Source organism: Streptomyces sp. NPDC059788 (assembly GCF_042732265.1).
In the GTDB taxonomy this organism is placed as follows: Bacteria; Actinomycetota; Actinomycetes; order Streptomycetales; family Streptomycetaceae; genus Streptomyces.
Window position 1 is genome coordinate 109630 of record NZ_JBHWHY010000027.1, and the last position, 22088, is coordinate 131717.

General features: G+C 68.7%; 22 protein-coding genes and 4 pseudogenes. 13 read left to right on the top strand and 13 right to left on the bottom strand.

Translation table 11 applies throughout. The annotated features are described in order from the left end of the window. Positions 1 to 78 precede the first annotated feature (78 nt). A complete protein-coding gene (locus tag ACFV57_RS23975; protein ID WP_385235806.1) occupies positions 79 to 894 on the top strand; it encodes an alpha/beta fold hydrolase in 816 nt (271 codons plus the stop codon). Between the two features lie 225 nt (positions 895 to 1119). Here ACFV57_RS23975 and ACFV57_RS23980 read toward each other — a convergent pair whose 3' ends face one another. The 3 genes from ACFV57_RS23980 to ACFV57_RS23990 all read right to left on the bottom strand — a co-directional run bounded on the left by ACFV57_RS23980 (position 1120) and on the right by ACFV57_RS23990 (position 4961). Further along, entirely contained in the window at positions 1120 to 2043 is a 924-nt protein-coding gene (locus ACFV57_RS23980; protein WP_385235809.1) for an endo-beta-N-acetylglucosaminidase H, read from the bottom strand. 248 nt (positions 2044 to 2291) lie between these two features. Then, the gene (locus ACFV57_RS23985; RefSeq protein WP_385235811.1) at positions 2292 to 3392 is read right to left on the bottom strand and encodes a B12-binding domain-containing protein; all 1101 of its coding nucleotides are present in this window, start codon (positions 3390 to 3392) and stop codon (positions 2292 to 2294) included. A 48-nt stretch (positions 3393 to 3440) separates the two neighbouring features. Further along, a complete protein-coding gene (locus ACFV57_RS23990) occupies positions 3441 to 4961 on the bottom strand; it encodes a PP2C family protein-serine/threonine phosphatase (RefSeq protein WP_385235814.1) in 1521 nt (506 codons plus the stop codon). A gap of 486 nt (positions 4962 to 5447) precedes the next feature. On the opposite strand from ACFV57_RS23990, the gene ACFV57_RS23995 reads away from it, so the two are divergent. Further along, positions 5448 to 5639: a hypothetical protein gene (locus ACFV57_RS23995; RefSeq protein ID WP_385235817.1), complete on the top strand. Its 192-nt coding sequence runs from the start codon at positions 5448 to 5450 to the stop codon at positions 5637 to 5639. Between the two features lie 194 nt (positions 5640 to 5833). After that, positions 5834 to 7092, top strand: a pseudogene (locus ACFV57_RS24000) (IS256 family transposase). Here ACFV57_RS24000 and ACFV57_RS24005 read toward each other — a convergent pair. Next, on the bottom strand, positions 7089 to 7820 hold the full coding sequence (locus ACFV57_RS24005) for an SDR family NAD(P)-dependent oxidoreductase (RefSeq protein WP_385235820.1): 732 nt from the start codon (positions 7818 to 7820) through the stop codon (positions 7089 to 7091). The pseudogene ACFV57_RS24000 and the gene ACFV57_RS24005 sit on opposite strands and share 4 nt — an antisense overlap. Before the next feature lie 255 nt (positions 7821 to 8075). Here ACFV57_RS24005 and ACFV57_RS24010 point away from each other — a divergent pair, with 255 nt between their 5' ends. Continuing rightward, a complete protein-coding gene (locus ACFV57_RS24010; protein ID WP_385235823.1) occupies positions 8076 to 8417 on the top strand; it encodes a winged helix-turn-helix transcriptional regulator in 342 nt (113 codons plus the stop codon). A gap of 286 nt (positions 8418 to 8703) precedes the next feature. On the opposite strand, the pseudogene ACFV57_RS24015 reads toward ACFV57_RS24010, so the two are convergent. Then, positions 8704 to 8871, bottom strand: a pseudogene (locus ACFV57_RS24015) (arsenical-resistance protein); the annotation flags it as partial. Positions 8872 to 9137: 266 nt separating this feature from the next. On the opposite strand from ACFV57_RS24015, the gene ACFV57_RS24020 reads away from it, so the two are divergent. The 3 genes from ACFV57_RS24020 (at position 9138) to ACFV57_RS24030 (ending at position 10433) form a co-directional block, all read left to right on the top strand. Beyond that, positions 9138 to 9398 carry a hypothetical protein gene (locus ACFV57_RS24020; protein WP_385235826.1) on the top strand — a complete coding sequence of 87 codons (261 nt, stop codon included), beginning with the start codon at positions 9138 to 9140 and terminating at the stop codon, positions 9396 to 9398. A gap of 77 nt (positions 9399 to 9475) precedes the next feature. Next, entirely contained in the window at positions 9476 to 10006 is a 531-nt protein-coding gene (locus tag ACFV57_RS24025) for a DUF1684 domain-containing protein (RefSeq protein WP_385235829.1), read from the top strand. Positions 10007 to 10046: 40 nt separating this feature from the next. Then, positions 10047 to 10433: a nuclear transport factor 2 family protein gene (locus ACFV57_RS24030; RefSeq protein WP_385235832.1), complete on the top strand. Its 387-nt coding sequence runs from the start codon at positions 10047 to 10049 to the stop codon at positions 10431 to 10433. On the opposite strand, the gene ACFV57_RS24035 is transcribed toward ACFV57_RS24030, so the two are convergent. The 3 genes from ACFV57_RS24035 to ACFV57_RS24045 form a co-directional block, all read right to left on the bottom strand. Then, entirely contained in the window at positions 10408 to 10764 is a 357-nt protein-coding gene (locus ACFV57_RS24035) for a hypothetical protein (protein ID WP_385235835.1), read from the bottom strand. The genes ACFV57_RS24030 and ACFV57_RS24035 overlap by 26 nt on opposite strands. A 56-nt stretch (positions 10765 to 10820) precedes the next feature. Continuing rightward, the gene (locus ACFV57_RS24040; RefSeq protein WP_385235838.1) at positions 10821 to 11369 is read right to left on the bottom strand and encodes a helicase HerA domain-containing protein; all 549 of its coding nucleotides are present in this window, start codon (positions 11367 to 11369) and stop codon (positions 10821 to 10823) included. Between the two features lie 921 nt (positions 11370 to 12290). Beyond that, a complete protein-coding gene (locus ACFV57_RS24045; protein WP_385235841.1) occupies positions 12291 to 12752 on the bottom strand; it encodes a hypothetical protein in 462 nt (153 codons plus the stop codon). Between the two features lie 634 nt (positions 12753 to 13386). Between ACFV57_RS24045 and ACFV57_RS24050 the strand changes: the two are divergent. Next, positions 13387 to 13601, top strand: a pseudogene (locus tag ACFV57_RS24050) (transposase); the annotation flags it as partial. A 74-nt stretch (positions 13602 to 13675) separates the two neighbouring features. On the opposite strand, the gene ACFV57_RS24055 reads toward ACFV57_RS24050, so the two are convergent. Continuing rightward, complete coding sequence (locus ACFV57_RS24055; RefSeq protein ID WP_385235844.1) at positions 13676 to 14500, bottom strand: ABC transporter permease; 825 nt, start codon at positions 14498 to 14500, stop codon at positions 13676 to 13678. Then, positions 14497 to 15417 (bottom strand): ATP-binding cassette domain-containing protein, encoded by a 921-nt coding sequence (locus tag ACFV57_RS24060; protein WP_385235847.1) that lies wholly within the window; start codon positions 15415 to 15417, stop codon positions 14497 to 14499. The genes ACFV57_RS24055 and ACFV57_RS24060 overlap by 4 nt, the downstream gene beginning before the upstream one ends. Before the next feature lie 207 nt (positions 15418 to 15624). On the opposite strand from ACFV57_RS24060, the gene ACFV57_RS24065 reads away from it, so the two are divergent. Beyond that, entirely contained in the window at positions 15625 to 16800 is a 1176-nt protein-coding gene (locus ACFV57_RS24065) for a sensor histidine kinase (protein WP_385235850.1), read from the top strand. Next, positions 16797 to 17459 (top strand): response regulator, encoded by a 663-nt coding sequence (locus ACFV57_RS24070; protein ID WP_385235853.1) that lies wholly within the window; start codon positions 16797 to 16799, stop codon positions 17457 to 17459. The genes ACFV57_RS24065 and ACFV57_RS24070 overlap by 4 nt, the downstream gene beginning before the upstream one ends. A 194-nt stretch (positions 17460 to 17653) precedes the next feature. Here ACFV57_RS24070 and ACFV57_RS24075 read toward each other — a convergent pair. Further along, a pseudogene (locus ACFV57_RS24075) lies at positions 17654 to 17839 on the bottom strand (hypothetical protein); the annotation flags it as partial. A gap of 74 nt (positions 17840 to 17913) precedes the next feature. On the opposite strand from ACFV57_RS24075, the gene ACFV57_RS24080 reads away from it, so the two are divergent. The 3 genes from ACFV57_RS24080 to ACFV57_RS24090 are packed head-to-tail and all read left to right on the top strand — an operon-like array spanning position 17914 to position 19995. Further along, a complete protein-coding gene (locus ACFV57_RS24080; protein ID WP_385235856.1) occupies positions 17914 to 18462 on the top strand; it encodes a hypothetical protein in 549 nt (182 codons plus the stop codon). A 1-nt stretch (position 18463) separates the two neighbouring features. Next, the gene (locus ACFV57_RS24085) at positions 18464 to 18952 is read left to right on the top strand and encodes a protein-tyrosine phosphatase family protein (RefSeq protein WP_385235859.1); all 489 of its coding nucleotides are present in this window, start codon (positions 18464 to 18466) and stop codon (positions 18950 to 18952) included. A gap of 38 nt (positions 18953 to 18990) precedes the next feature. Next, positions 18991 to 19995, top strand: a complete 1005-nt coding sequence (locus tag ACFV57_RS24090; RefSeq protein WP_385235861.1) for a Tn3 family transposase — start codon at positions 18991 to 18993, stop codon at positions 19993 to 19995. 21 nt (positions 19996 to 20016) lie between these two features. Here the strand turns inward: ACFV57_RS24090 and ACFV57_RS24095 are convergent, their stop codons facing one another. Both ACFV57_RS24095 and ACFV57_RS24100 read right to left on the bottom strand, forming a co-directional pair. Continuing rightward, positions 20017 to 20784: an SDR family NAD(P)-dependent oxidoreductase gene (locus ACFV57_RS24095; RefSeq protein ID WP_385235864.1), complete on the bottom strand. Its 768-nt coding sequence runs from the start codon at positions 20782 to 20784 to the stop codon at positions 20017 to 20019. Between the two features lie 37 nt (positions 20785 to 20821). Then, positions 20822 to 22081 (bottom strand): MFS transporter, encoded by a 1260-nt coding sequence (locus ACFV57_RS24100; RefSeq protein WP_385235867.1) that lies wholly within the window; start codon positions 22079 to 22081, stop codon positions 20822 to 20824. Between the last annotated feature and the right edge of the window lie 7 nt (positions 22082 to 22088).

Here is a 22088-nt window from a genome sequence, read left to right on the forward strand (position 1 = left end):
CCTGCCTTCCCACCTCCGCCCCCATTCCCACCCCCACCACCATCTCCCCCCATCTCCACCGAAGAAAAGATGCTGACCATGCTGCTTCCCTCCGACGAGGCGGGCCGAGGACGTCCCGTCGTCCTGCTGCACGCCCGTCCCACCGACCGCACCATGTGGCGCGCCCACCTTCCCCTGCTCGCCGATGCGGGCGTGCGGGCCATCGCCCTGGACCTGCCCGGCCACGGCGACGCTGTCGTACCCGCCGGCCGTGAGGCGGCCCCCTGGACGGATGTGCTCGACACGCTCGACCACCTCGGGGCCGACCGCTTCGTCCTGGCCGGAAACTCCCTCGGCGCCCTGACGGCGCTCCAGGCCGCCGTCACGGCTCCCGAGCGGGTCGAGGGCCTGGTGCTCGTCGGGTACCGGCCCCACGAGCAGCCGGCCTCCCCACGCTTGCAAGCCGCTTGGGACGCCGAAAGGACGGCGCTCGCCGCCGGCGATCTGGACGCAGCGGTGGCAGCCGGCGTCGAGGCGTGGACCTCGGCCGACGCGACCGACGAAGTACGGGCTCACGCGGCCCGTATGCTCCGCGCCCAGCTCACCGCACAACTCGCCAACGGCGAGCCGTCGTTGGCGGCGGACCCGCTCGGCGAAGGAACGGCAGCGCTGCGCACCCTGACCGCTCCCGCCCTGGTCGGCGTCGGCGAACACGACATGCCCGACTTCTTCGAGGGCGGCGAGGAACTGTCCCGCGCCCTCGACGCAGGCCGGACCGTGGTCATTCCCGCCGCAGGACACCTCGCTCCGCTGGAACAGCCCGCGGCTTTCTGCACCTTGCTGCTGGACTTCATCCGCCGTATTCCGGAGCGCACCGGGCAACCCTCAGGTTCTCGGTCCGGTGGAGCGCGCTGACATGCTCGTCGGCTCCGGAGGCCATCGAGATGGAGCCGCACGGCGTAGATGCCGTCCGGGCTGCCGACTGTCAGGTCCCCACCGGGGTTGAGGAAGCCCGCGGTGCGCGCACCGCTCTGTGGCCGCGCCCCGACGTCGTTGTCGAAGACGCGGCCTGCGCTGGGCATGCCCTACTGGATGTGGTGCGCTCCGCGGGGGCGCCGTACGCCGGGGCGTGCGGTCGCCTTACGGTGTGTATACGGCGTCACTGCCGTACAACTCCTTGGTGAACGCGGAGACGTCGGCGCTGCGGTCGGTGCCGTCGAGGTTGTACGTGAGATATACGCCGTACCCTCCGCGGACGGTGCGGCGAGCGAGGTCGGCGGCCGTGCTCTGCGGGGTCCGGCCGATCTCGACAGCCGCCGGTGAGAGCTTCGACTTGGGCAGTGCGATGCCGGGGACCTGCCAGCTGCCGTAGTACGGGTTCCAGGCGTAGTCGAACTTGGAGGAGATGTTGACGCCGCCGTAGGAGAGGCTCGACGCGGACGGGCCGATGTTGTAGAGGCTGATGATCTTGTTCGGCATGTTCGCGCGCAGCGCCGTCACCAAGTGCACGAACGAGCTGCTGTTGGGCTGGCCGGTGCCGTTGGTGCCGTACTTGGCGTACTCGTCGTCGAAGTCTATGCCGTCCAGGCCGTACTTGCCGACGGTGTCCGACAGCTGCTTCGCGAACGCCGAAGCCGCCTGCTGCGCCGGGAAGTTGGCGAATCCCGCGCCCTGGTGGTTGCCGAGCACCGAGAGGACGACCTTGATGCCCTTCCGTTGCAGTGGCCGCACTTCGGTGGCAACGTTGTCAAGGACGCGCTGCACGTTCTCGTTGAAGTGCAGATACGCCGTCTTCGTGTCCGTGTTGTAATTGATGTTCGCTGCGAAGATCACGGCGACGTCGAAGACGTTGCCGCCGCCCTTGGCGAGGGTGTACTTGCCTACGTTGAGCATGCTGTGGTTGTTCACCTCGACGTAGGCCACCGAGGTCGGGCCCTGCTTCTTGGGAGCGGGGGCGGGGGCCGCTGCCGCGCCGGCCGGGGCGGTCGCGCCGAGGGCGAGGGCCGCGATGGCCGAGAGCGTGAGCGCGGCCGTCCGCACTCTGCGCCGTACCAGATTCAACATGGGTGATCGGTCTCCCGTCGTGAGGGCCGGCGCCGGACCTGTTCGACAGCGCCGGTTGATCCCCGCGAGTTTTACACTCCCGCCGATGTTGCGGAAGAGGACCACAGTTGTCCAAAGACCGGTGAGGCCGTCGATGGAGCGGAAGTAGTCGTACGGGGCCGCCGGAGCCGAGGTGGCTTCGGCGGCAGGCGGGGCGTCTGTGCCGAAAAGCCGGCAGCCCACCCGAACGTTCTCCCGCCCCCGCAGACCTACAAGGCGAGGTTGCGGGCCGCGGTGAGGATGCCGACCACGCGCGGGAAGTCTTTGAGCTGTTTGAGGAGCGAGTCCAGCGCGGGGATCAGGCATCGCGGCGGGACATCACGGGCCGCCAGGATGTCCGCGGTCCAGGTGATGAACGTGGTGAACAGGTCGACGTCGTCGACGTAGAGGGCGGTGGCGAGGTAGCTGACGATGAAGTCGATGTCCTCGATGGTGCGCTCCCGCTGGTACTCGCTGTACCGGTGCGTTGCGGGAAAGTTGTCCTCGACGTCGATGAAGGTCTGCTTGACCAACTGCAGACTGGACCGGCGGAGCATGGTGTACTCCTGGTCGCCCAGGTGCGGCAGGTCCGCCTCTGTCGAACGGGCCGTGTGTTCCCGGGGCCGCGGCAGGTCCCGGCCGAGAACGGCGGCCGCGTCGGTCGCGTCCTCGGCCCACTCGGCCTGCATCAGCCGTGCGTAGCGCCCCTGTGGGCCGAACGCGGCACCTCCGGCGAGTACCCGGACACCGGCCCCCTTGCATGAGGTGATCGCGTTGTGGGCGCCGGGCAGCAGAGGCGGGATGGACGAGGACAGCAGCACCGCCTGTGCACGCGTGCGGCGCACGTGGTCGACCAGATGCCGGGTGGGGACCTGCGCCCCGAGATAGTCGACACGCCAGCCCCGTAGCCGCAGCACTTCGCTGAGCAGGCGTGCGGGCAGGGCGTGCCACTCACCGGCGGCACACGCCACCGTGACCCTGCCCGCATACGTACCGGAAGGGGTGGGAACGGTGGCGTCGGCAACAGCCGCGATACACCGCTCGCTGATGGCCGTGGCGGCGTGTTCCTGCGACACCGTGATGTCATTGGCCGCCCAGGCCAGGCCCACGCGCTCCTGAGTCGGTGCGATCAGTTCGAGCAGGACCCGTTCTCCCGCGTCACGTTTCCGGTCGGCAGCCGAACGGCCCGTGGTATGTGCCTGCTCGGGCTCTGCCGCGTCGAGCGCCTGACGTACGACGGCGACAGCGCGTGTCTCGTCGCACTCGCCGAGCGCCTCCCACAGTTGATCACGTAGCTCGCCGAGGCTGTAAGCCTCGTCAACACCGGTCACGCGGTTCACCTTCTCCGAGCGGTATCGCTCACGATTGTCGGACGGTTGTCATGGGGCGGAGCCGATCGCCAGAACGGCCATGTCGTCGTGCCGGCCTTCCCTCACCCACTGGGCGACGACCATCTGCACGCGTTCGGTGACTGCTTCGACCGGCATCCCGGCGCACTGGGCCAGCACGGTGCGCAGCCTGTCTTCACTGAACATCACATCGCCCAGTGGCCCACCGCGCGCTTCGGTGATCCCGTCGGAGTACAGCAGACAGGTCTCACCGGGGCCCAGAGCGACCTCGGCGGTCTCGAACTCAAGGTCGGCGAAGGCGCCGACCAGTGTGCCGACCGTCCGGGTCTCTTCGACCTGGCCGGTGGCGCGCACGACGAGCGGGGCGGGGTGGCCCGCGCTCGTGATGCGCAGCCGTACCTCCGCGTGGTGGCGCACCACGGTGACCAGGACCATGGTCACGAAGGGCGCCTGTTGGGACGCGAGCAGCGCACGGTTGAGGAGAGTCAGTACACGGGTGTGGTCGGCGGCGAACGGCACCAGCGCCTGCAGTGTGGTGCGCACCTTGCCGGCCGTGACCGCGGCCTCCAGGCCCTTGCCGCACACGTCACCGAGCACCGCGACCGTCTCGGCTTCCGGTGTGTCGGCGGGATACAGATCGTAGAAGTCGCCGCCGATGCGTTCGTCCGTCGCCGCGGCGCGGTAGCGGCCGGAGAAGGAAACACCGTGCACCCGGCCGAGCTCGGGCGGCAACAGATCACGCGTCAGCACGTCCGTGATGTGCGCCTGGCGGACATGGCTGCGGGCGATGGACAGGGCGGCACCCGCACGTGCGGCGAAGAGTTGGGCGAAGGACTCTTCGGCAGCGGTGAACGGAGCCTCCTGGCGGTGGCGCATCAGTATGAGGCATCCGGTCGGCGCACCATGTCCCGGTAACGGGACCACGGCAACCGAACCGATCTCGGAGACACCACCCGTGAAAGCCTCGGGCAGTGCCCAGGCCGGCACCTCGTGGGGGTCAATCCAGCAGGAGGACACGGCGGGCAGCCCCTGCAGCGCCTCCGCCAGGCCCGGAAGCTGCTCGGGGTCCAGGGTGATCCGCTTCTGTGCCGTCGGCCCTTCGGTGGTGCACCGCGTCACGGGGAAGCTGCGTCCGTCGCCCTCCCCGACGAGGACCGCCGTGTGCGCCAGGTGCCGGGCCGCCCATTGCACGATCACAGCCGCGCAGTCCTCGACATTCAGCGCGGCCGGCAGCTCCGAGGAGAGTTCCTGCAGCAGAGCGGCTCGCGCGCGCTCCCGTGGCACGCCCGCCGGGGCACCGTCACCGACCAACCACCACGTCACCGTGCCGTCCACGCCCGGCCCGGCAAGTGCCTTCACCCGCTGCCCGCTGATCCGGCCGTCGACCCACGCCGACGGCTTCTGCCGCGTACCGCCGACATGCTGACGGTGGGCCTCGACGAGCCATGTGGGCGCGACATCCTCCAGCAGCACACCCACGCCTACCTGCGCCAGCAGAGCCACGGCCTGCTCGTTGTGGGACAGCACGATTCCGGCCGCGTCCACTGTCATCACCGGATACGGATCACAGTGCTGCGCAACAGGTCCTACACCGCGAGAGCTCTTCTGCTCGGGTAAGGAGACCATCGACCGGGAACCCACTGGCGCGGATCCCCACCCTCCATTCACTCGTAGTTAAGCAACCACCCCACGCTACCGACGGCGTATAGCTACCGGCTGTACTTCTCCATACCTCTGACATCTTCCCCTCGACTGCTGAATAATCCGCCGGCGCAGTAACACCGCCCCTTCGCACCCAGCTGGCCATAGCCCTATGACGTGCCGCCAGTCGCAGGTGCCCGGCAGCGGCCGCTAAGGACGACGAGGCGGGTGCCGGCGTCGATGACGATCCACGTCCTCCCAGCTCAGCGCGTTCCCTCCAGAGGAACCGCGCCCAGCTCCCGTACCTGTCGGGAGGATCAGCGAGGTGAATCCACTAAGCCTCCGCCTCGGCAACTGCATTGGCGGGTGACAACCCGAGTGGAATGATCGCGCTCGATGGACGAATTGTTGTTCGACGCAGCGCTGTGTGATTTTCGACGGAGTCGTACGCCTGTGGGATTTCGACGCGATGAACGCATTGCGCCGGACGCGGGAATTGGCGCCGGGCGCGCCGGTTTCGATGCCTTTGATGCCTTCGATGCCTTGGTCAACGCCGCTCGGGTCGGTGTCGCGAAGCCTGATCCGTGAACTGTCGCTATGGGAGGGGCTGTTATGCCGCTTTGTGGCCTGTGGCCTGTGGCCTATGTGCTCACCGCCGTGCAACCCCCGCCGGGGAGCAATGCTCAGGACTTGTGGATCGGGGCTCGGGGAGCACGCAGTGGGCGTACCTTCCCGAGTGATCGATTGAAGGTCACCGAGTAGGCCGACGCTGCGAACGTCGGCTGGGAAGGCACGCCCGTGCTCAGCGTAGTAAACGCGACGGAACCACTCATAACGGCTCCCTGATCGACGAGATTGTCCGTGAGGGTGCGAGGCGGATGCTGGCCGCCGCTCTGGAGGCCGAAGTCAACGCCTATATAGCCGAGTTGGCGGGCGAGCGGGATGGCCAGGGCCGTCGCCTGGTCGTGCGCAACGGCTACCACCAGCCGCGGAACGTCGCCACGGGCGCCGGAACGGTCGAGGTCAAAGCGCCGCGCGTGAACGACAAGCGGATCGATGTGTCCACCGGCGAGCGCAAGCGGTTCTCCTCGGCGATCCTGCCGCCTTGGTGCCGCAAGCCCCGAAGATCAGCGAGGTCCTACCGCTGCTCTATCTCCACGGCCTGTCGTCCGGTGACTTCGTTCCCGCGCTCGAGCAGTTCCTCGGCAGCTCGGCCGGCCTCTCGCCGGCCACCGTCACCCGGTTGACGACGCAGTGGCAGGCAGACCATCAGGCGTTCTCCGGGCGTGATCTGTCGGCCACCGACTCCGTCTACGTGTGGGCCGACGGCATCCATCTGCGCATCCGCCTGGCCGAAGCGAAGTCCTGCGTGCTGGTCCTGATGGGCGTGCGCGCGGACGGCACCAAGGAGTCGATCGCGATGACGGGCGGCTACCGCGAATCGGCCGAGTCCTGGGCCGATCTGCTGCGCGATTGCGCCCGGCGCGGGATGCGCGCCCCGGTCCTCGCGGTCGGCGACGGCACGCTCGGCTTCTGGAAGGCCCTGGCCGAGGCCTTCTCCGCCTCCCGGCATCAGAGGTGCTGGGTTCACAAAACGGCCAACGTGCTCAACGCTCTGCCGAAGTCGGCCCAGCCCGGCGCCCGCAAGGCGCTTCAGGACATCTACAACGCCGAGGACCGTGAACACGCGTTGAAGGCTGTCACCTCGTTCGAGAACGCCTACGGCGCGAAGTGGCCCAAGGCCGCAAAGAAGATCACCGACGATACGGAGGAACTGCTGGCGTTCTACGATTTCCCCGCCGAGCACTGGATCCACCTGCGAACGACCAACCCGATCGAGTCGACGTTCGCGACCGTCCGGCTACGGACCAAGGGCGCCGGCAGCGCGGCAGCCGCCCTCGCCATGGTCTTCAAACTCGTCGAGTCCGCACAGGCCCGCTGGCGGGCCGTGAACGCACCTCACCTCGTCGCCCTCGTCCGAGCCGGATCCCGCTTCGAACGGGGACGTCTCGTCGAACGCCCCGGCGAGGATGCGGCCTAGTCTGCGGGACTGATCGGTATGGCCGAACTGCCGCGCCCCCCTGTCTGGGCGACGAGAGACCGGAAAGCGTCCAGGTCGCCGATGACCTCTTCGACGCGGTTCCGCTGCTGGTACATGCTGTAGTAGCGGGCGCCGATGGCGTCAGGGTCGGCCTCGCCGCCGCCGGGGACGACCCCGGAAGCGATCGTCACCGTGCCCGCGTGGATTCCCTGCGGCTTGAGTTCAGCGTGCAGGGTGTGTGCCCAGTTACGCAGGCCGGCCATGGCCATTCCCACGTTGGCCAGAAAGGGTGCGGGGACCGTCGAGGAGACGCCGGTGGTCAGCAGGAGCGTGCCCTCGCCTCGGGCCAGCATCTCCGGCAGTACCTGGCCCACGGCCGTCACCGCGCCCAGCACATGCAGCTCGAACTGCGCGGCGACGGAGTCGACCGTGGTCTGTGTGGCATGGGTGATCGGCCCGGTCGGGCTGGGACTGTATTCGAGCACGTCGATCGGTCCCAGCATGTCCCTCGCCGCAGTGAGGGCGGTGGTGAGCGCGTCACGATCACGGATGTCGGCGGGAAACGCGGCAGCGGCGATGCCCAGCTCGGCCAGCTCACTGACCAGGGTGTCCAGCTTCCCCTTGGTACGGGCGATCAACCCGACCTGGAACCCCTTGAGGCCGAACGCGCGAGCCACCCCCATCCCCAGCCCCGGACCGGCACCGACAACAACGAGCGTCTTCACCACGAAGAATCCTCTCCGATCACCGCGAGCGGAGCGGTGCTACCTCGACTCCGCGCCGGTCACTTACTGTTTGTGAGTGGCCCCATGATTTGTTACTGGGAGGGCCGCGGCAAGACGGCACATTTATGTCAGTGACACACACGGAGGTAACCGTTGGCGCCTCGCAGGAACACCTCCCCGGCCCCGCAGCACCGCGACTCCACGCAACCTCCGACAGCAGGCACCAGCTGCGAGCCGGAGGAGGAAGCGTGCTGGCAGGTGCTCCAGATCCTCGGATTGATCGGCAGCAAGTGGAGCATCCTGATCATTGGCCAACTCCGCGACCGCACCCTGCGCTTCGGTGAACTGCATCGCACCGTCAACGGCATCTCCCAGCGCATGCTCACCCTGACACTGCGGCAACTCGAACGCGACGGCCTGTTGACCCGTACCGTCCACCCCAGCGTTCCCCCACGCGTGGACTACACGCTCAGCGAACTCGGCGCGACACTACTGGACTCCGTCGTCGCTCTCGGAGAATGGGCCACCACACACCGCCATGAGATCAACGACAACCGAACCCGCTACGACGCCACACACCCAACGCAAGCACCGTCCTGAAACCCCTGCTCAATCCACAGAATTTGACAATTCCTCCGCCGGGTCGGCATCTCGGGACAACATCACACAGCGGATCAGACCCCCGCGGCGTCGCCGGGGCCGGTCAGCGCCGGCCGACCGAGAGCTACGCGGACGGGTCCATCCGGTACCGCAACGAGGCGAACCACCTGTGCCTGCCGGCTCCCGACGCCGACCGGGGCAAGGTCACTCTCTACAAGTGCGAGGACATCCCGGCCGAACGCTGGAATGCGGTGAAGCCCTGAACCCCACCGGGCCGCCTGGACGACGGCACAACAGGCCCGGCCGGCGCCTGCCCGGAGGTCGCGCCGAACGTCGCGATGGCTGTCGCGATGGCGAGTTCGAAGTTGTTGCCCGTCGCGGTGAACGCCGGTGTCGTCGCCTTCAGGTAGTGCAGTCCGAGCGCGCGGCCGACGGCCAGGGGCCCGGCCCACATGGCCCCTTCGCCGGGTATCGGTCACACCTCAACAGGGCCGGGGAGCGTGATCGCCGGCCTGCCGCCTCTCCGTATTTGCCGTAACGGCAATCAGCATTGCTGATGCGTGCGGCTCCAGTCCACCATCCGGACCACCGACCCCACCGGTCGGTCCGTGGCCGTGCCGTGGAGGCCGTCGACCGGCCGTGGAACCGGTCGAGGTTCCCGGCCGGCGGCGAGTCCTGACGTCGGTCGCGGGTGACCGCCACCTTGGAGAGGAGAACCCTGTGTCCAGCGAATGCTTCGGTGACGAGGGCGCGTTGCCCGGGTACGACAGGTGGCGTCGGAGACGGTGGGAGGAGATGGCGGGCCCCGCCGGTAAGGCGGGCCGCATCGCCTACCGGCTGATCACGGAACCGGGCCAGGAAGTCCCCGAGGTTCCGGGGCGGTGGACGTCCACCGGCTTCTCGGGAAGCCTGACGCTGACCGCGGCCCCTGCGGAGGGCGTCTTGGCCGATGGCCGGGCCGTGGACGGCGCGGTGAACTGACCAGCGCCAGCCGCCTGTCCTTCCCCGGCGGGCGGCGCGGCACCATCGAGGAACTGCGGGGAGCCCATGTCCTGGTCGTGTGGGACCCGGCCGCGCCCACTCTCGTAGGCCTGCGCGGAATCGAAGCGTGGCCGTGGGACCCGGCCTGGGTCGTCGAGGCGGAGTACCGTCCGGTGGATGCCGGGCGTCTCCAGGAAGTGACCCGGCTGACCAGCCCGAGGATGCGGGACACCCTCCCGGCCCCTGGTGACTTCGTCTTCGACCTGCGAGGCGAGCGGCACACGCTCCGGGCGTTCGGTGTGGGCGGCGACACCCTGCTGGTCACGTTCACCGACGGCACCAGCGGCACGGACACGCCCGGCATGGGCCGTTGGCTGATCCTGACCCGGCCCGAGGCCCGGCCCGAGGACGGCATGGAGAACGGCACGATCACGGCCCGAATCGACTTCAACCGGGCTGTCGTTCCCCACCACATGTTCTCGGCGGCCTTCCCTTGCCCCCTGCCTCCCCGGGAGAACCACCTCCCCCTGCGCATCGAAGCGGGGGAGCGCGCCCCCGTCTTCGACGAAGAAACGGCTGCCGGCCCCGCGACCGGCCCCGCCGCCTGACATCCGCCGTAACCGGCGCACCCCGAAAGGAAAGAAGACGATGACAACCGACCAGGACCTTCGCGCGGCAGCGGTGCACTACCTCCGGCAGTGGGAGGTGCGGGACTACGCCACGATGCGATCCCTGTGCACCGACACCGCCACCGTGTGGCACAACGACGGAAGCGGCGACCAGCCGATCGACGAGAACATGGAACTGCTCAAGCGGCTCGCCGCAGACGTCGGAACACTCCGGTACGACATCGTGCGGCAGTTCCAGCACGGCGACGAAGTCCTCCAGCAGCAGGTACTCCACCTGACCACGACCGACGGCTCCCGCAGTGAGGTACACGCGGCGATGTACTTCCGGTTCGACGGCGGCCTCATCGACTGCATCGAGGAATACTTCAACGTCGTACCGATCAACGCATCCATTCTACGAAGGTGATCGCTCGGTCCTTCATGAAACTGGCGGGGTTCACGCCGGGGCGCCAACCGGGACCGGTCCACTCCTGGCATCGGCTCGTCCGGGCGTGAGGCGTGGCCCGGTCTCGATTGGGTCGGCGTGCGGATCGCCGCTTGGCCACGTAGCGGGCGAGCCGGGTGGCGCCCATGATTATTGGCGCCGCGGCGATCCCTCCAGCCAGCCCCCACAGGATGCTGGCCACGAAGGACTGGTCGCGCACGCAGAGCCCGAGGACCACCCCCAGTCCGCCCAACATCACGAGCGAGACGGTCCGCTCAACGCCGGAGTAGCGCCTCTCCGAGTCGTCTGTCATTTCGGTGCTCCTCACGAGTCATGTCGTCCGGAATCGAAGGAAGAAGGCGGCAGCTGTCAGCTGAAAAGGCCGCCGACCGCTCCGGCGACGCCACCGGCCAAACCTGACGCGACAGCACCGGGGACGCACCCGGCTCCCCCGGCGAGGGCGCCGGCCGCACATCCGCCGATCATGCCGGCGGTGACTCCCTTGGCCGCATCGTCCAGCCACTTGGGGTCGGCGACGACGGGGAATGCCGTGGAGTCCGCGATCCGTACCGATTGGACGAGGGTGCTGCCGTCGACGCGGTAGCTGGTGGGTACGGGGTTGCCGTGGGCGTCCTTGGCCCAGGGGGCGGCGAAACCGCCGAGGAAGGTGCCGCCGACGGCGCTGGCGAGCCGGGTGTATTCGTCTTCGGGGTCGATGACGTGGGCGTCGATGCCGCGGTAGAGGGAGCGCAGCACTTCGAGCTTGACGAGGTAGGACTTGCCGGAGCCGGAGCGGCCGAGGATGACGGCGTTGTGGTTGTCCTGGGCGAAGCGGTCCCAGTGGACCAGGCCCTGGCTGGCGGTGTTGTAGCCGTACAGGACGCCGGCGGGGGCCCCACCACACGCTACCGGCGCCAAAAACTGCCAGCAGACAGTTAAAGGATGTTGAGACAGTCCTGCACCGATGCCTAACATGTGTCCAACTTCCCAGGTCAAACAGTGCCTTGTTGCGCAGCTCCAGCCCACGGCGCACAGGACAGCACCCGCTGTCTTTCTCCGCCGCACCCACAGGACGATGTGGCCGCGGAACTCCGTAGCGCACTGAAGAAAGCATCGCTTGCATGAAGCGCTCAAGCCCCGGACGCTTCGTGGGCCAGCCGCGAGCGGTGCTACCCGATCTCAAGACACCGAGGACACCACGAGGCTGCCCCACAGTCCACAGGCGCCGATCGCGCGTGGAGGAAGCAGATTCCGCTTCCGACGGCTGCGCGGGTGAAGTGAAACGAGCAACGTCGCTAAAGGCGCTGCTCGGCGTAAACGCGGGGAAACGCCGCCTTCGTGCGCCTGGAAGAACTGCAGCTCCTCTGGTGTGTTCACCACCAAGTTGGCGGCCCCGCAAGGGCATGTTCGATGCTCCGCCTCACATCCCTGACTTCAGAAGGATGCAGGTAGCGAGCGCGGCGCCCGAAAAATAGCGAAGAGCTGCAATGGAAGCCTCATCGCCTGGGCGAAGACGTTCTTGCACCCCTCTCTGAAAACCGTCTCCAAGCCGAAGGGGCAGAGGGGATTTAAGGTGCTGCCGCGAAGATGGCGTGTCGAGCGAACGATCAGCTGTGGATGCACTCACGCCGTCTGGTCCGCGACTACGAACGGCTTACCCAGCACAGCGAGGCCCTCATCAACTGGTCCGCGATCACCCTCATGCCCCGCCGCCTCACCAGGAAACCCGCCCGTCGCGGCCGTCCCGCAAGCCCGATCACCACCCACTTGGATGAACTCGCCGCTTATACAGCCCAGAAATCAGACAAAGGTCGAAGCTCGCAAATCGCAAAAAGCAAGCTATGCATCTGTTCCGAGAGCCGACCTCATAGCCCCTCGCAGGGATCTGATGGCACGGCGCAGCGCCACTTGAACCGGGGACTGAGTACCGCATTCAGTGCCGTTGATGAGCGCATCCCTCACGTCCCTCAATTTGCGCTGGGCTTCCTCGGAGGGACGGACCACGAAGTGTGGCGCTGTGATGGCGATCCGATAGGCCAGCTCGTAGGTGCCGCCTTCGCGGAAGGCGGCTCGGACTTGCCGCGCCCGCTCGTCGGGGGTGAGTTCTGGTAGGCGGCGAAGGTCTTTGAGGTGGGTCCGGGTACGCTCCAGTGCAGCTAGGTAGTCGCCGTACAGCTGCCGTTGGACCTCTTTCTGGCGCGTGTCCTGTTCCCGGCGCCAGCGCACCCTGTCGGCGAGCAGTGTGGAGCCCACACCGACGACTGCGCCGAGTCCCGTACCGACAAGCGTCTCCCACCCCATTCGGCCACCGTAGGGACGGCATAGGTGTCGCGCTAGTCAAGAGGCCGCAGCGTACCCAGCGCGAACGGTCAACTGCGTCCACCGCAGCCAAGGGCCGCTTCAGCCCCACACATGTCAAGCACAGGTTCTGAGCTTGTTCTTTATGGTCCGGTCGGGATGTCAGTGCCACCGCATAGAGTCCTCGCGATGGGGTCGGTACCGGGGCCACCAGCACCGAAGAACGGCAGCCTCCCTGGTCTGCCCGGGGGTGGTTACGGCCTAACCGGCGTCCAGGCATCAGTTGAGGGCCACGAGTGCAGCCCGCCAGCCCGGCCCCATCACGCGGTTCGAATGGCCGTCGAACTTGGCCCCACGGCTGGGCATTCACAGGACGTTGAGGCGGCCTTCGTCTGATCCTGTGCTCCGACCAAGGCGCACCGATCAAGACGAAGGCCGTGCAGGTGAGTCTGCCTCCCCGCGCGTAGTCAGGCAGTCGAACAGCTCGTCCCTGAAGCGCGACGCCTTCGCGAACGCATCCCCGCGATTGGGATCAGGAGGCCCGGGTGGACCTGACGCTGGTGGCCGAGCACCGGCGCTGGCACGGCGCCATGCACGGCGCGCTGAACAACGGGAGCGTGGACGTGCCCCGGTTGCGGCAGGTGTTGGCCGGCCTGCCCCTGCCGCAGGCCGCCGCGGGTTCAGGAACCTCCGCCCGCACCTCGCCTGCCCAACCCGTGCGCGAAACCCCCAATACCCGGCCCGGGACGGCCACCCGGCTCGAAGAACCGACGACCCGCCACCCGCTACGACGTGGGCAAGACCGTTCATCGACCAGAAAGCATCACCGAACGAAACCGACCCGGACCATAAAAGACAAGCTCATTTATGAGAGCCCGTCATCAAGTCCGTGACGAGCTACCGAGCGCTCGCCTCTGGAGGCACACTCACACGTCGCGGCGCCTCACGACGAGCACGGCGAGTGCGATCGTGATCAGCGGCCAGAGCGTGTACGCGGTCCAGGAGCCGGGGACCGTGGCGGTGTAGCCCAGGGATCCGGGTTGCGGCCCCCAGTTTTGGACCAGGCGATTCCAGGCGGCCGACACCAGCGCGTGTTGGATGTCCGCCGACCAGCGGTTGCTCTCCGAGAACATGGTGGGCAGCATCAGCAGGGTGAAGACGCTGGTGACCATGGTCCCGGCGGCATGCCGGAGCAGAACGCCGAGGCCCAGACCGACCAGGGCACAGACCGGAGCCAGCAACGCGGAGGCCACCAGCGCCCGCAACACCCCGGGATGGGTGATCGCAACGCCGGCGTGATGCCCGTCCAGGATGGCCTGGGATACCAGGAAAGAACCGGTGGAGGCGGCCGTGCCGACCGCGGTCCACAGCGCGGCGGCCACGGCCGCCTTGGCCAGCACGACCGAGCCGCGGGCCGGGACGGCCACGGTGGTGGCGCGGATCAGCCCGCTGCCGTACTCGCTCACGACGGTGAGGGCGCCCATGCTGCTGGCGACGAGCATCAGCGTCCAGTAGCCGGCCGCCGGGTAGGCGTCGAAGGGCAGGAAGTCAGCGGGGCCGGGGCGGGCGGCCTTGTCCGCCAGCGTGGCCGCGGCGGCGGACCCGACGACGAACAGGACGGTGAGGCCGATCGTCCACGGAGTGGAGCGCAGGGACCGCATCTTGATCCACTCGGCGGCGAGCAGGTCGCGGAAGCGGGCGGGCGGCTCGGCGACGGGGGTGGCCGGGGAGACGGAGGCGAGTGTGGTCATCTGGGCTCTCCTGCCAGGTATTCGGTGCTGTCGGCGGTCAGTTCCATGAAGGCCGCCTCCAGCGAGGCGGTGCGGGTGGTCAGCTCGTCCAGCCGGATGCGGTTCTCGAAGGCGAGCGCTCCGATCCGGTCCGCCGGGAGCCCGGTCACGGCGAGCTTCTCGGCGTCGGCCGGGCCCTCCGGCTCGACCGAGGCGCCCGCCGCGGTCAGCAAGGCCGCCAGCTCGGCGGCCTGCGGTGTGGCCACCACGACGCTGCGACGGGTGCCGCGGGCCGCGAAGTCCCGTACCGGCTCGGCGGCGATGAGGCGGCCCCGGCCGATGACGACCAGATGGTCGGCGGTGTTCTCCATCTCCGACATCAGGTGGCTGGAGAGGAAGACCGTGCGCCCCTCGGCGGCCAGTCGCCGGAAGAGCCGGCGTACCCAGAGCACGCCCTCCGGGTCCATGCCGTTGATCGGCTCGTCGAACATGAGCACGGGCGGGTCGCCGAGCAGGGCGGTGGCGATGCCGAGGCGCTGCTTCATGCCGAGGGAGAATCCGCCGATGCGGCGGTTGGCCACCTCGGCCAGCCCTACTTCCTGAAGCACCTCTTCCACCCTGCGCCGTGGGATGCCGTTGCTGCGGGCCAGAGCGGACAGGTGGGCGGCGGCGCTGCGTCCGCGGTGGATCTGTCCGGCGTCGAGGAGGGCGCCGACGTGCCGCAGTCCGCGCGGGTGGCGGTGGAAGGGGACGCCGCTGACGGTGGCGGCACCGGTGGTGGGCGTGTCCAGGCCGAGGATCATCCGCAGGGTGGTGGACTTGCCCGCTCCGTTGGGGCCGAGGAATCCGGTGACCTGGCCCGGCCGCACGGTGAAGGACAGATGGTCGACGGCCGTCTTGCTGCCGTAGCGCTTGGTGAGTTCGCTGACTTCGATCACGGCATCCACACTGCCGAGTAGGCCCCGTTCGGGCATGGGGCCGTGGGCGGCAATCGTGCGGCGGCACTGGCCCGTGGGCGTACGTCCCCGGGCTGATGCCGTGCCGGCGGTGGCCGGTTAGTCTCGCGACGTGAACCCCATGACGATCACCCCGTTGCCTGCGCGCATCGCGCATCACGGTGTTGTTCCCGGGAGGAAATGCCGCCGATGACCAGAACCAAGGCCGCGGCCTGGGCAGGGGGCGCCTCCTACCTCCTCGTGGTGGGTCTGCTGGTGGGGGGCGCGCCGCGGGCGTCGGGCACGGTCCACGGTGTCGGGGCACTGCTGGCTGTGAGCCTGCTCGCCGGCGTGGTGCGGCGGATGCCGTTGCCGGCTCTGGCCATGACGCTCTTCGGATCCACTGTTGTGGTGGCGGGCACTCCGGGTTCCGTCCATCAGAGCCTGGCGGCGTCGTACCAGGGCCAGTTCCTGTCGTATCTGGCGGTGGACCTCGTGCTGGGTTTCATCGTCGCCACCTGCGCACGGCGCGCTTGGGTTGTGGCCGTGGCCGTGTCCGCCGCCGTGCAGCTCCTGGTGATCGGCGGCTTCGCGCACGGGGACAGCCAGGCCGTCAACGCAGTGATCGCCCTCCTGGCGATGGCCGCATCCTGCACGGCCGGCCTGCTGAGCCGCGAGCGCCGCGAGCACGCGGTGGCCCTGCGTGCACAGGAGGTCGCCGAGGCCGTGACCGCCGAACGGCTGCGCATCGCACGGGAACTGCACGACATGGTCGCGCACAGCATCGGCGTCATCGCCATCCAGGCCGGCGTGGGCAGCCGGGTCATCCAGACCCAGCCGGCACAGGCGCGCGAGGCCCTGCGCGCCATCGAGGCCACCAGCAGGCAGACCCTGTCGGGCCTTCGGCGCACACTGGTCTCGCTCCGCCAGGACGACCGGGCCGCGACCACCTCGCAGCAGTCACCGCTCGCCCCCTCGCCGGGGCTGGCGGACCTCGAACGGCTTGCGGCAGCCACCGCGGACGCGGGGGTACGCGTCGACGTGCGCAGAAGCGGGGAGCAGCGTCCTGTGCCGGCCGAGATCGACCTGTCCGCCTACCGCATCGTGCAGGAGGCACTGACCAACGTGGTCCGCCACGCGGGCACCGGGCGCTGCCGGGTGGCCATCGACTACGGAGACGAGGAACTGTCCGTGGAGGTCGTCGACGACGGGCGCGGCGCCACCGGGAACGGCTCGGCCCACGGTTTCGGCATCATCGGGATGCGGGAGCGGGTCGCCCTGCTGGGCGGCCACCTCAGCGCCGGGCCGCGCCCCGAGGGCGGCTTCCGGGTGACCGCCCGGCTGCCGCTGCCCGCACCCCTCGGAGTTCCGGCGGAGGCCCGGTGACCGTCCGGGTGGTGCTCGCCGACGATCAGCCACTGGTCCGGTCCGGTCTGCGCGTGCTCATGGCCGATCACCCCGACCTGGAGGTCGTCGGTGAAGCCGCCACCGGCGCCGAGGCCGTCCAACTGGTGAGCGACACCGGCCCCGACGTCGTGGTCATGGACATCCGGATGCCGGGCATGGACGGGATCGAGGCCACCCGCCTGATCACGGCCGGCCCGGCGACCACGCGCGTCCTCGTCCTGACCACCTTCGACGAGGACGACCATGTCTACGGCGCACTCCGGGCCGGTGCGAGCGGCTTCGTGGTCAAGGACATGGCGCTGGACGACATCCTCACGGCGATCCGCGTGGTCGCCGCCGGCGACGCACTGATCGCGCCGGGCGTGACGCGCCGTCTGATCGCCGACTTCATCGCCCGCCCCGCGTCTGTCCCGGAACGCCCCCCGCTGCCGGTCGAGGGCATCACCGAACGGGAACGGGAAGTGCTGACCCTGGTCGGACGCGGCCGCTCGAACACCGAGATCGCCGAGGACCTCTTCATCACGGTCGCCACCGCCAAGTCGCACGTGTCACGGCTGCTCACCAAACTGGGCGCCCGGGACCGCGTCCAGCTCGTCATCACCGCCTACGAGACGGGGCTCGTCACACTCCCCCGCTGATCGCGTCCCTTGTGTTGGGGCCACGCAGGGCGCACAGGGCCCCGTCTCCGTGGCTGCGGACAATCGGACAGCGGCTGTGGAAGCTGATGTGCTCATGGACCAGCGGGGACAGCCGGGACCGGATCTCCAGGGAGATGGCCGGCCCGTCGCGCGCGCCTCCGCGCAGACCGCTCGCTCACGCGCCCCCGGTCAGCTCAAACAGCCGGCTCTGGCAGATAACCGAGGTGCTCGATGACCCACTTGCGAAGAAGCAGGTACTCGTCCCAACGCCGCAAAGGGCCCGGTGGACGTTCAACCACACGGCCCTCGGTGACGGACTGGCCCCACTGGAACTGCTCGCGTGTCAGATCGATCTCTATGCCACTGGGCAGCCGGTTCCACTGTCCGTGGGAACATCACCAGCCACCGGTCCCGGTCCACCATCGCCAACCAGCTCTACAACGCCAAGGAGCCGATGACGCTGTTCGAGCCGCAAGCCTGGCTCGGACATCGCTTACCGCAATCCACCCAGTACTACGCCAAGATCACGCCGAATACCCTCACGAAGGCATACACCGAGGCCGGATACTTCGCCCGCAACGTCCGCACGGTCGAGGTCCTCCTCGACCGTGACGCCCTCACCTCCGGGGCCGCGGCCACCGGTGAACCATGGCAGTACTACGATCTCGGTCACGGGCCGTGCTCCTACTCGTTCTTCGAACAGTGCCGGCACCGGATGGCCTGCGCCCGCTGCGACGTCTACACCCCCGAAGAATCGACGAAAGCCCAACTCGGCGAAGCCAAGGCCAACTTGCAGCGCATGCTCGTAAGCATTCCGCTCACCGAAGAGGAACGCGCCGCCGTCGACGACGGCCAGAGCGCCCTCGACCGCCTTCTTGAGCGCCTCGTCGAGCCGGCCACCCCAGCCGGCCCGACCCCGAGCGAGCTCAGGGCCGAACCCGGTCGGCCCCTGCCCTTGACTGTCCGATCACCACCCGACTCCACCAACCGAAAGTGCTGCTGACATGCGCCCCGCCCTCTTCACCCTCGACCTCCCCGGCCCCGGACGACTGAGCACCATGGCCCGACCCCGCGGCAACGACTGGCTTGAAGACGAGATGGCCGCGCTGAAGAACTACGGCGTCGACATCTTGGTCTGCGCGCTCACCGGCCCCGAACTCGACGAACTCGGCCTCGCAGACGAACCCCGGACAGCCACAGCAGCCGGGCTGCAGTTCGTCGCGATACCCATCCCCGACCGCACCGTCCCCGACCGCGCCGCGATCCTGCCTACCCTGCACAGACTCACCGAACAGCTACGCGACGGCGCACACGTCGTCACCCACTGCCGAGCCGGCATCGGCCGCTCATCCCTCCTCGCAGCCGCACTCCTCATCCTCGACGGCGTCGATCCCGACAGCGCTTGGAACCACATCGAACGAGCGCGCGGACTCGCCGTCCCAGACACCGCCGAGCAACGAGAGTGGACAATGGAACTCACCAAACAGGCGTGATGTTGACAAATCAGATTCCACAGAATGATCCGGTTGACGTGGCCTTCAACGAAGCCGGAGCTCCAGGGCATGGTCAAACCGGTGCGGACCGCGTCGACGTCGCGGGCCAGGCCACCGGCGAATCCGTGCAACTCCGGGATGCCGCTGGTCTTGGCGGAGTTGAGTCAGACGACGAGTCGCCGGGCGCCCTGGTGATGGACGAGCATCTCGGCGAATTCCTCGACCAGTGTGCGGATGGTGGGGAGGGCGGGGCAGCGGGCGCTGAACTCCTTGAGCAGGACCTGGTCCGGTTCGGGCAACGCGTCGGGATGGGTGAGGACCAACGCGCTGACCTCGCGTGCCTCAGCGCCAGCGGCCGGGGCGTGGGTGCGCCGTGTTCGCGCACGAAGCTGTACCGGCCTGCGGCCAGGCAGGACGAGAAGTGGCCGCACCTCGCGCCGGTGCTGTCCACCAAGACGATCAACTGGGAACTGATCGCCCAGCAGTACGACCAGATCGTGAAGCACACCACTGCTCTGCGCCTGGGCACTGCCGAAGCCGAGCAAGTCCTGCGGCGCTTCACCCGGGGAGGCCCCAAGCACCCGACGTACCAGGCGATCGAGGAGTTGGGCCGTGCGGTGCGTACGGCGTTCGTGTGCGACCACCTCGCCGACGTCGAGATGCGCCAAGAGATCCACGAAGGGCTCCAGGTGGTGGAGAACTGGAACTCCGCGAACAAGGACCTCTTCTACGGCAAGGACGGCGACCTGGCCGGGGCCGACAAGGAGTCCCAGGAGGTCAGCATGCTCGCGCTGCACCTGCTTCAGTCTGCCCTGGTCCACGTCAACACACTGCTGATGCAGCAGATCCTCGCTGATCCGAAGTGGGCTGACACCCTCACCGACGCGGACCGGCGCTCTCTCTCCCCGTTGTTCTGGACGCATGTGAATCCATACGGACGGTTCGAGCTGGACATGAACCGGCGCCTCGATCTGGATCTGATGGTCGGGCGGGTGCCGGAGCCGCGCACCGGTGCAAGCGCCCCGGGCGTTCTCTCTCGGTGAGAATGGCCGGTCGGGGGCTGTCTACTGGGCGGTGTAGCCGCCGTCGACGGGCAGGGCGATGCCGGTGACGTAGCTGGCGCCGTCGCTGCACAGCCACAGGACGGCTTGGGCGATTTCCTCGGCGTTGCCGAGCCGGGGAATGGCCTGGCCAGCGGCGGCCTGGTCGCTGTCGAGTTCGCCCTTGTGGAGCATGGCGTCGACCATTGGGGTGTGGATGGTGCCCGGGCACACCGCGTTGATACGGACGCCCCGCGAGCCGTATTCAAGGGCGGCGCTCTTCGTCAGGCCGATCACCCCGTGCTTGGACGCATGGTAAGCGGCGCGGCCGGGGTTGCCGACGAGGCCGCCGAGGGAGGAGCAGTTGACGATCGTGCCGTGGCCCTGTTCGCGCATGTGGTGCAGTTCGTGCTTCATAGCGGCCCAGATGCCGCGCAGGTTGATGTTCTGGACGCGGTCGAACTGGTCGGCGCTCTCGTCGGCGGCGTCGGTGGGCGGGGGCATGATCCCGGCGTTGTTGTAGGCCATGTCGAGCCGTCCGAAGGCTTCGACGGTGCGGTCGACGGCGGCGGCGACCTGGTCCTCGTCGGTGACGTCGCAGACCAGCGCGAGGACCTGGTGGCCGTCGTCGGCGAGCTGCTTGGTGGCGGCGTTGACGGCGTCCTCGTTGATGTCGGCCAAGGCGACGGCCGCGCCGGCGTCGGCGAAGGCGCGGGCCGTGGCCAGGCCCATGCCGGAGGACGCGCCGGTGACGAAGGCGACCTGGCCGGTGAAGTCATAGGTGGGGTTCATGATGGTGGCTCCCAACAAGGTTGTGCGGGCGTGAAGTTCAGCGTGCGGTCGTTACGGTGGCGTCGGCTGTCGCCGGTTCGGCGGGGTTTCCGATGGTGTGGTGGGCGACGATCCGGGAGGGGCCGGTGGTGCCGCGCAGCGCAAGGGCGATCAGGGGCAGCAGGGTGAGCGCGGCGAAGACCGCGCCGACCAGGGCCGGACCGGTCAGGCCGAGGGAGGAGTCCAGGGCCCGCCCGGCGGCGAGGGAACCGGCGGCGATGCCGGTGTTGTAGCCGGAGGTGGTCAGCGCCGAGGTCAGGGTGGGGGCGTCCCCGGCGAAGCGGACGGCGAGGGAGGTGACCACCGGGTTGACGGTGAACCCGGCCAGCGCCATGCCGAACACCAGGCCCACGGCGGCCACCGGGCTGTTCGAGGCAGGGATCAGGGCCAGCAGGATGAGGGAAGTGGCTGCCGACGCGGTGATCGTGGTGACCATCGGGCGGCGGTCGCCGAGACGGCCGCCGATCGCGGTGCCGCCCAGCGCCCCGATGCCGAAGGCGATCAGCACCAGCGGTACGGCGCCGGCCGGAATGCCTGCCCGGTCGGTCAGCAGCGGCGTGATGTAGGTGTACGTCGCCAGGACCCCGCCCATGATCAGCACGGCCGCGCCGAGCGCCAGCCAAAGCCGCCCCTGGCGAAGGGCCCGGACCTCGGCACGCACGGAGACCTCGGCCCGCTGCTCCGTTCGGGGGATGAACCGGCCGACGAACGCGGCAGCGAGCGCGGCGAGGACGGCGAGCGCCCAGAACGTGCCGCGCCAGCCGGTGTAGTGGCCGACGAACGAGCCGATCGGCACGCCGATCACGTTGGCCAGGGTGAGGCCGCCCATCATGACGCCGACCGCCCGGGTGGACCGGGCCGGGCCTGCTGCGGTGGTGGCGATGACGAAACCGACGGCCCAGAACGCCCCGGTGGCCAGGGCGGTCACCACGCGGGCGGTCAGCACGACGGTGAAGGAGGTACTGAGCGCGGCAACCGCGTGGCCCAGGGCGAAGACGGACAGGGCGCCGACGAGGGTATGTCGCTGAGGCAGGCGCAGGGTGGCCATGGCCATGGTGGGCCCGCCGACGATCATCCCGACGGCGAACGCGGTGATCAGGAGACCGGCGTGGGACACGCTGACATTCAGGTCGGCGGCCATCTCGGGCAGCAGTCCGGCGATGACGAACTCGGTGGTGCCCATCAGGAACGTGCCGGCGGCGAGCACCCAGACGACGAAGGGCAGCTTGCCGGGGACAGGCCCGGTGGCGGAGGGCATGCGAAAA

What these genes read in the sequence shown, in the direction of transcription:
- ACFV57_RS24045 (WP_385235841.1), bottom strand. Translation starts at nt 12,752, where the DNA reads ATGGGGTGGGAGACGCTTGTCGGTACGGGACTCGGCGCAGTCGTCGGT.
- ACFV57_RS24055 (WP_385235844.1), bottom strand. Translation starts at nt 14,500, where the DNA reads ATGACCACACTCGCCTCCGTCTCCCCGGCCACCCCCGTCGCCGAGCCG.
- ACFV57_RS23995 (WP_385235817.1), top strand. Translation starts at nt 5,448, where the DNA reads ATGGACGAATTGTTGTTCGACGCAGCGCTGTGTGATTTTCGACGGAGT.
- ACFV57_RS24035 (WP_385235835.1), bottom strand. Translation starts at nt 10,764, where the DNA reads ATGACAGACGACTCGGAGAGGCGCTACTCCGGCGTTGAGCGGACCGTC.
- ACFV57_RS23990 (WP_385235814.1), bottom strand. Translation starts at nt 4,961, where the DNA reads ATGACAGTGGACGCGGCCGGAATCGTGCTGTCCCACAACGAGCAGGCC.
- ACFV57_RS23975 (WP_385235806.1), top strand. Translation starts at nt 79, where the DNA reads ATGCTGCTTCCCTCCGACGAGGCGGGCCGAGGACGTCCCGTCGTCCTG.
- ACFV57_RS24030 (WP_385235832.1), top strand. Translation starts at nt 10,047, where the DNA reads ATGACAACCGACCAGGACCTTCGCGCGGCAGCGGTGCACTACCTCCGG.
- ACFV57_RS24085 (WP_385235859.1), top strand. Translation starts at nt 18,464, where the DNA reads ATGCGCCCCGCCCTCTTCACCCTCGACCTCCCCGGCCCCGGACGACTG.
- ACFV57_RS24065 (WP_385235850.1), top strand. Translation starts at nt 15,625, where the DNA reads ATGACCAGAACCAAGGCCGCGGCCTGGGCAGGGGGCGCCTCCTACCTC.
- ACFV57_RS24080 (WP_385235856.1), top strand. Translation starts at nt 17,914, where the DNA reads ATGACGCTGTTCGAGCCGCAAGCCTGGCTCGGACATCGCTTACCGCAA.
- ACFV57_RS24095 (WP_385235864.1), bottom strand. Translation starts at nt 20,784, where the DNA reads ATGAACCCCACCTATGACTTCACCGGCCAGGTCGCCTTCGTCACCGGC.
- ACFV57_RS24100 (WP_385235867.1), bottom strand. Translation starts at nt 22,081, where the DNA reads ATGCCCTCCGCCACCGGGCCTGTCCCCGGCAAGCTGCCCTTCGTCGTC.
- ACFV57_RS23980 (WP_385235809.1), bottom strand. Translation starts at nt 2,043, where the DNA reads ATGTTGAATCTGGTACGGCGCAGAGTGCGGACGGCCGCGCTCACGCTC.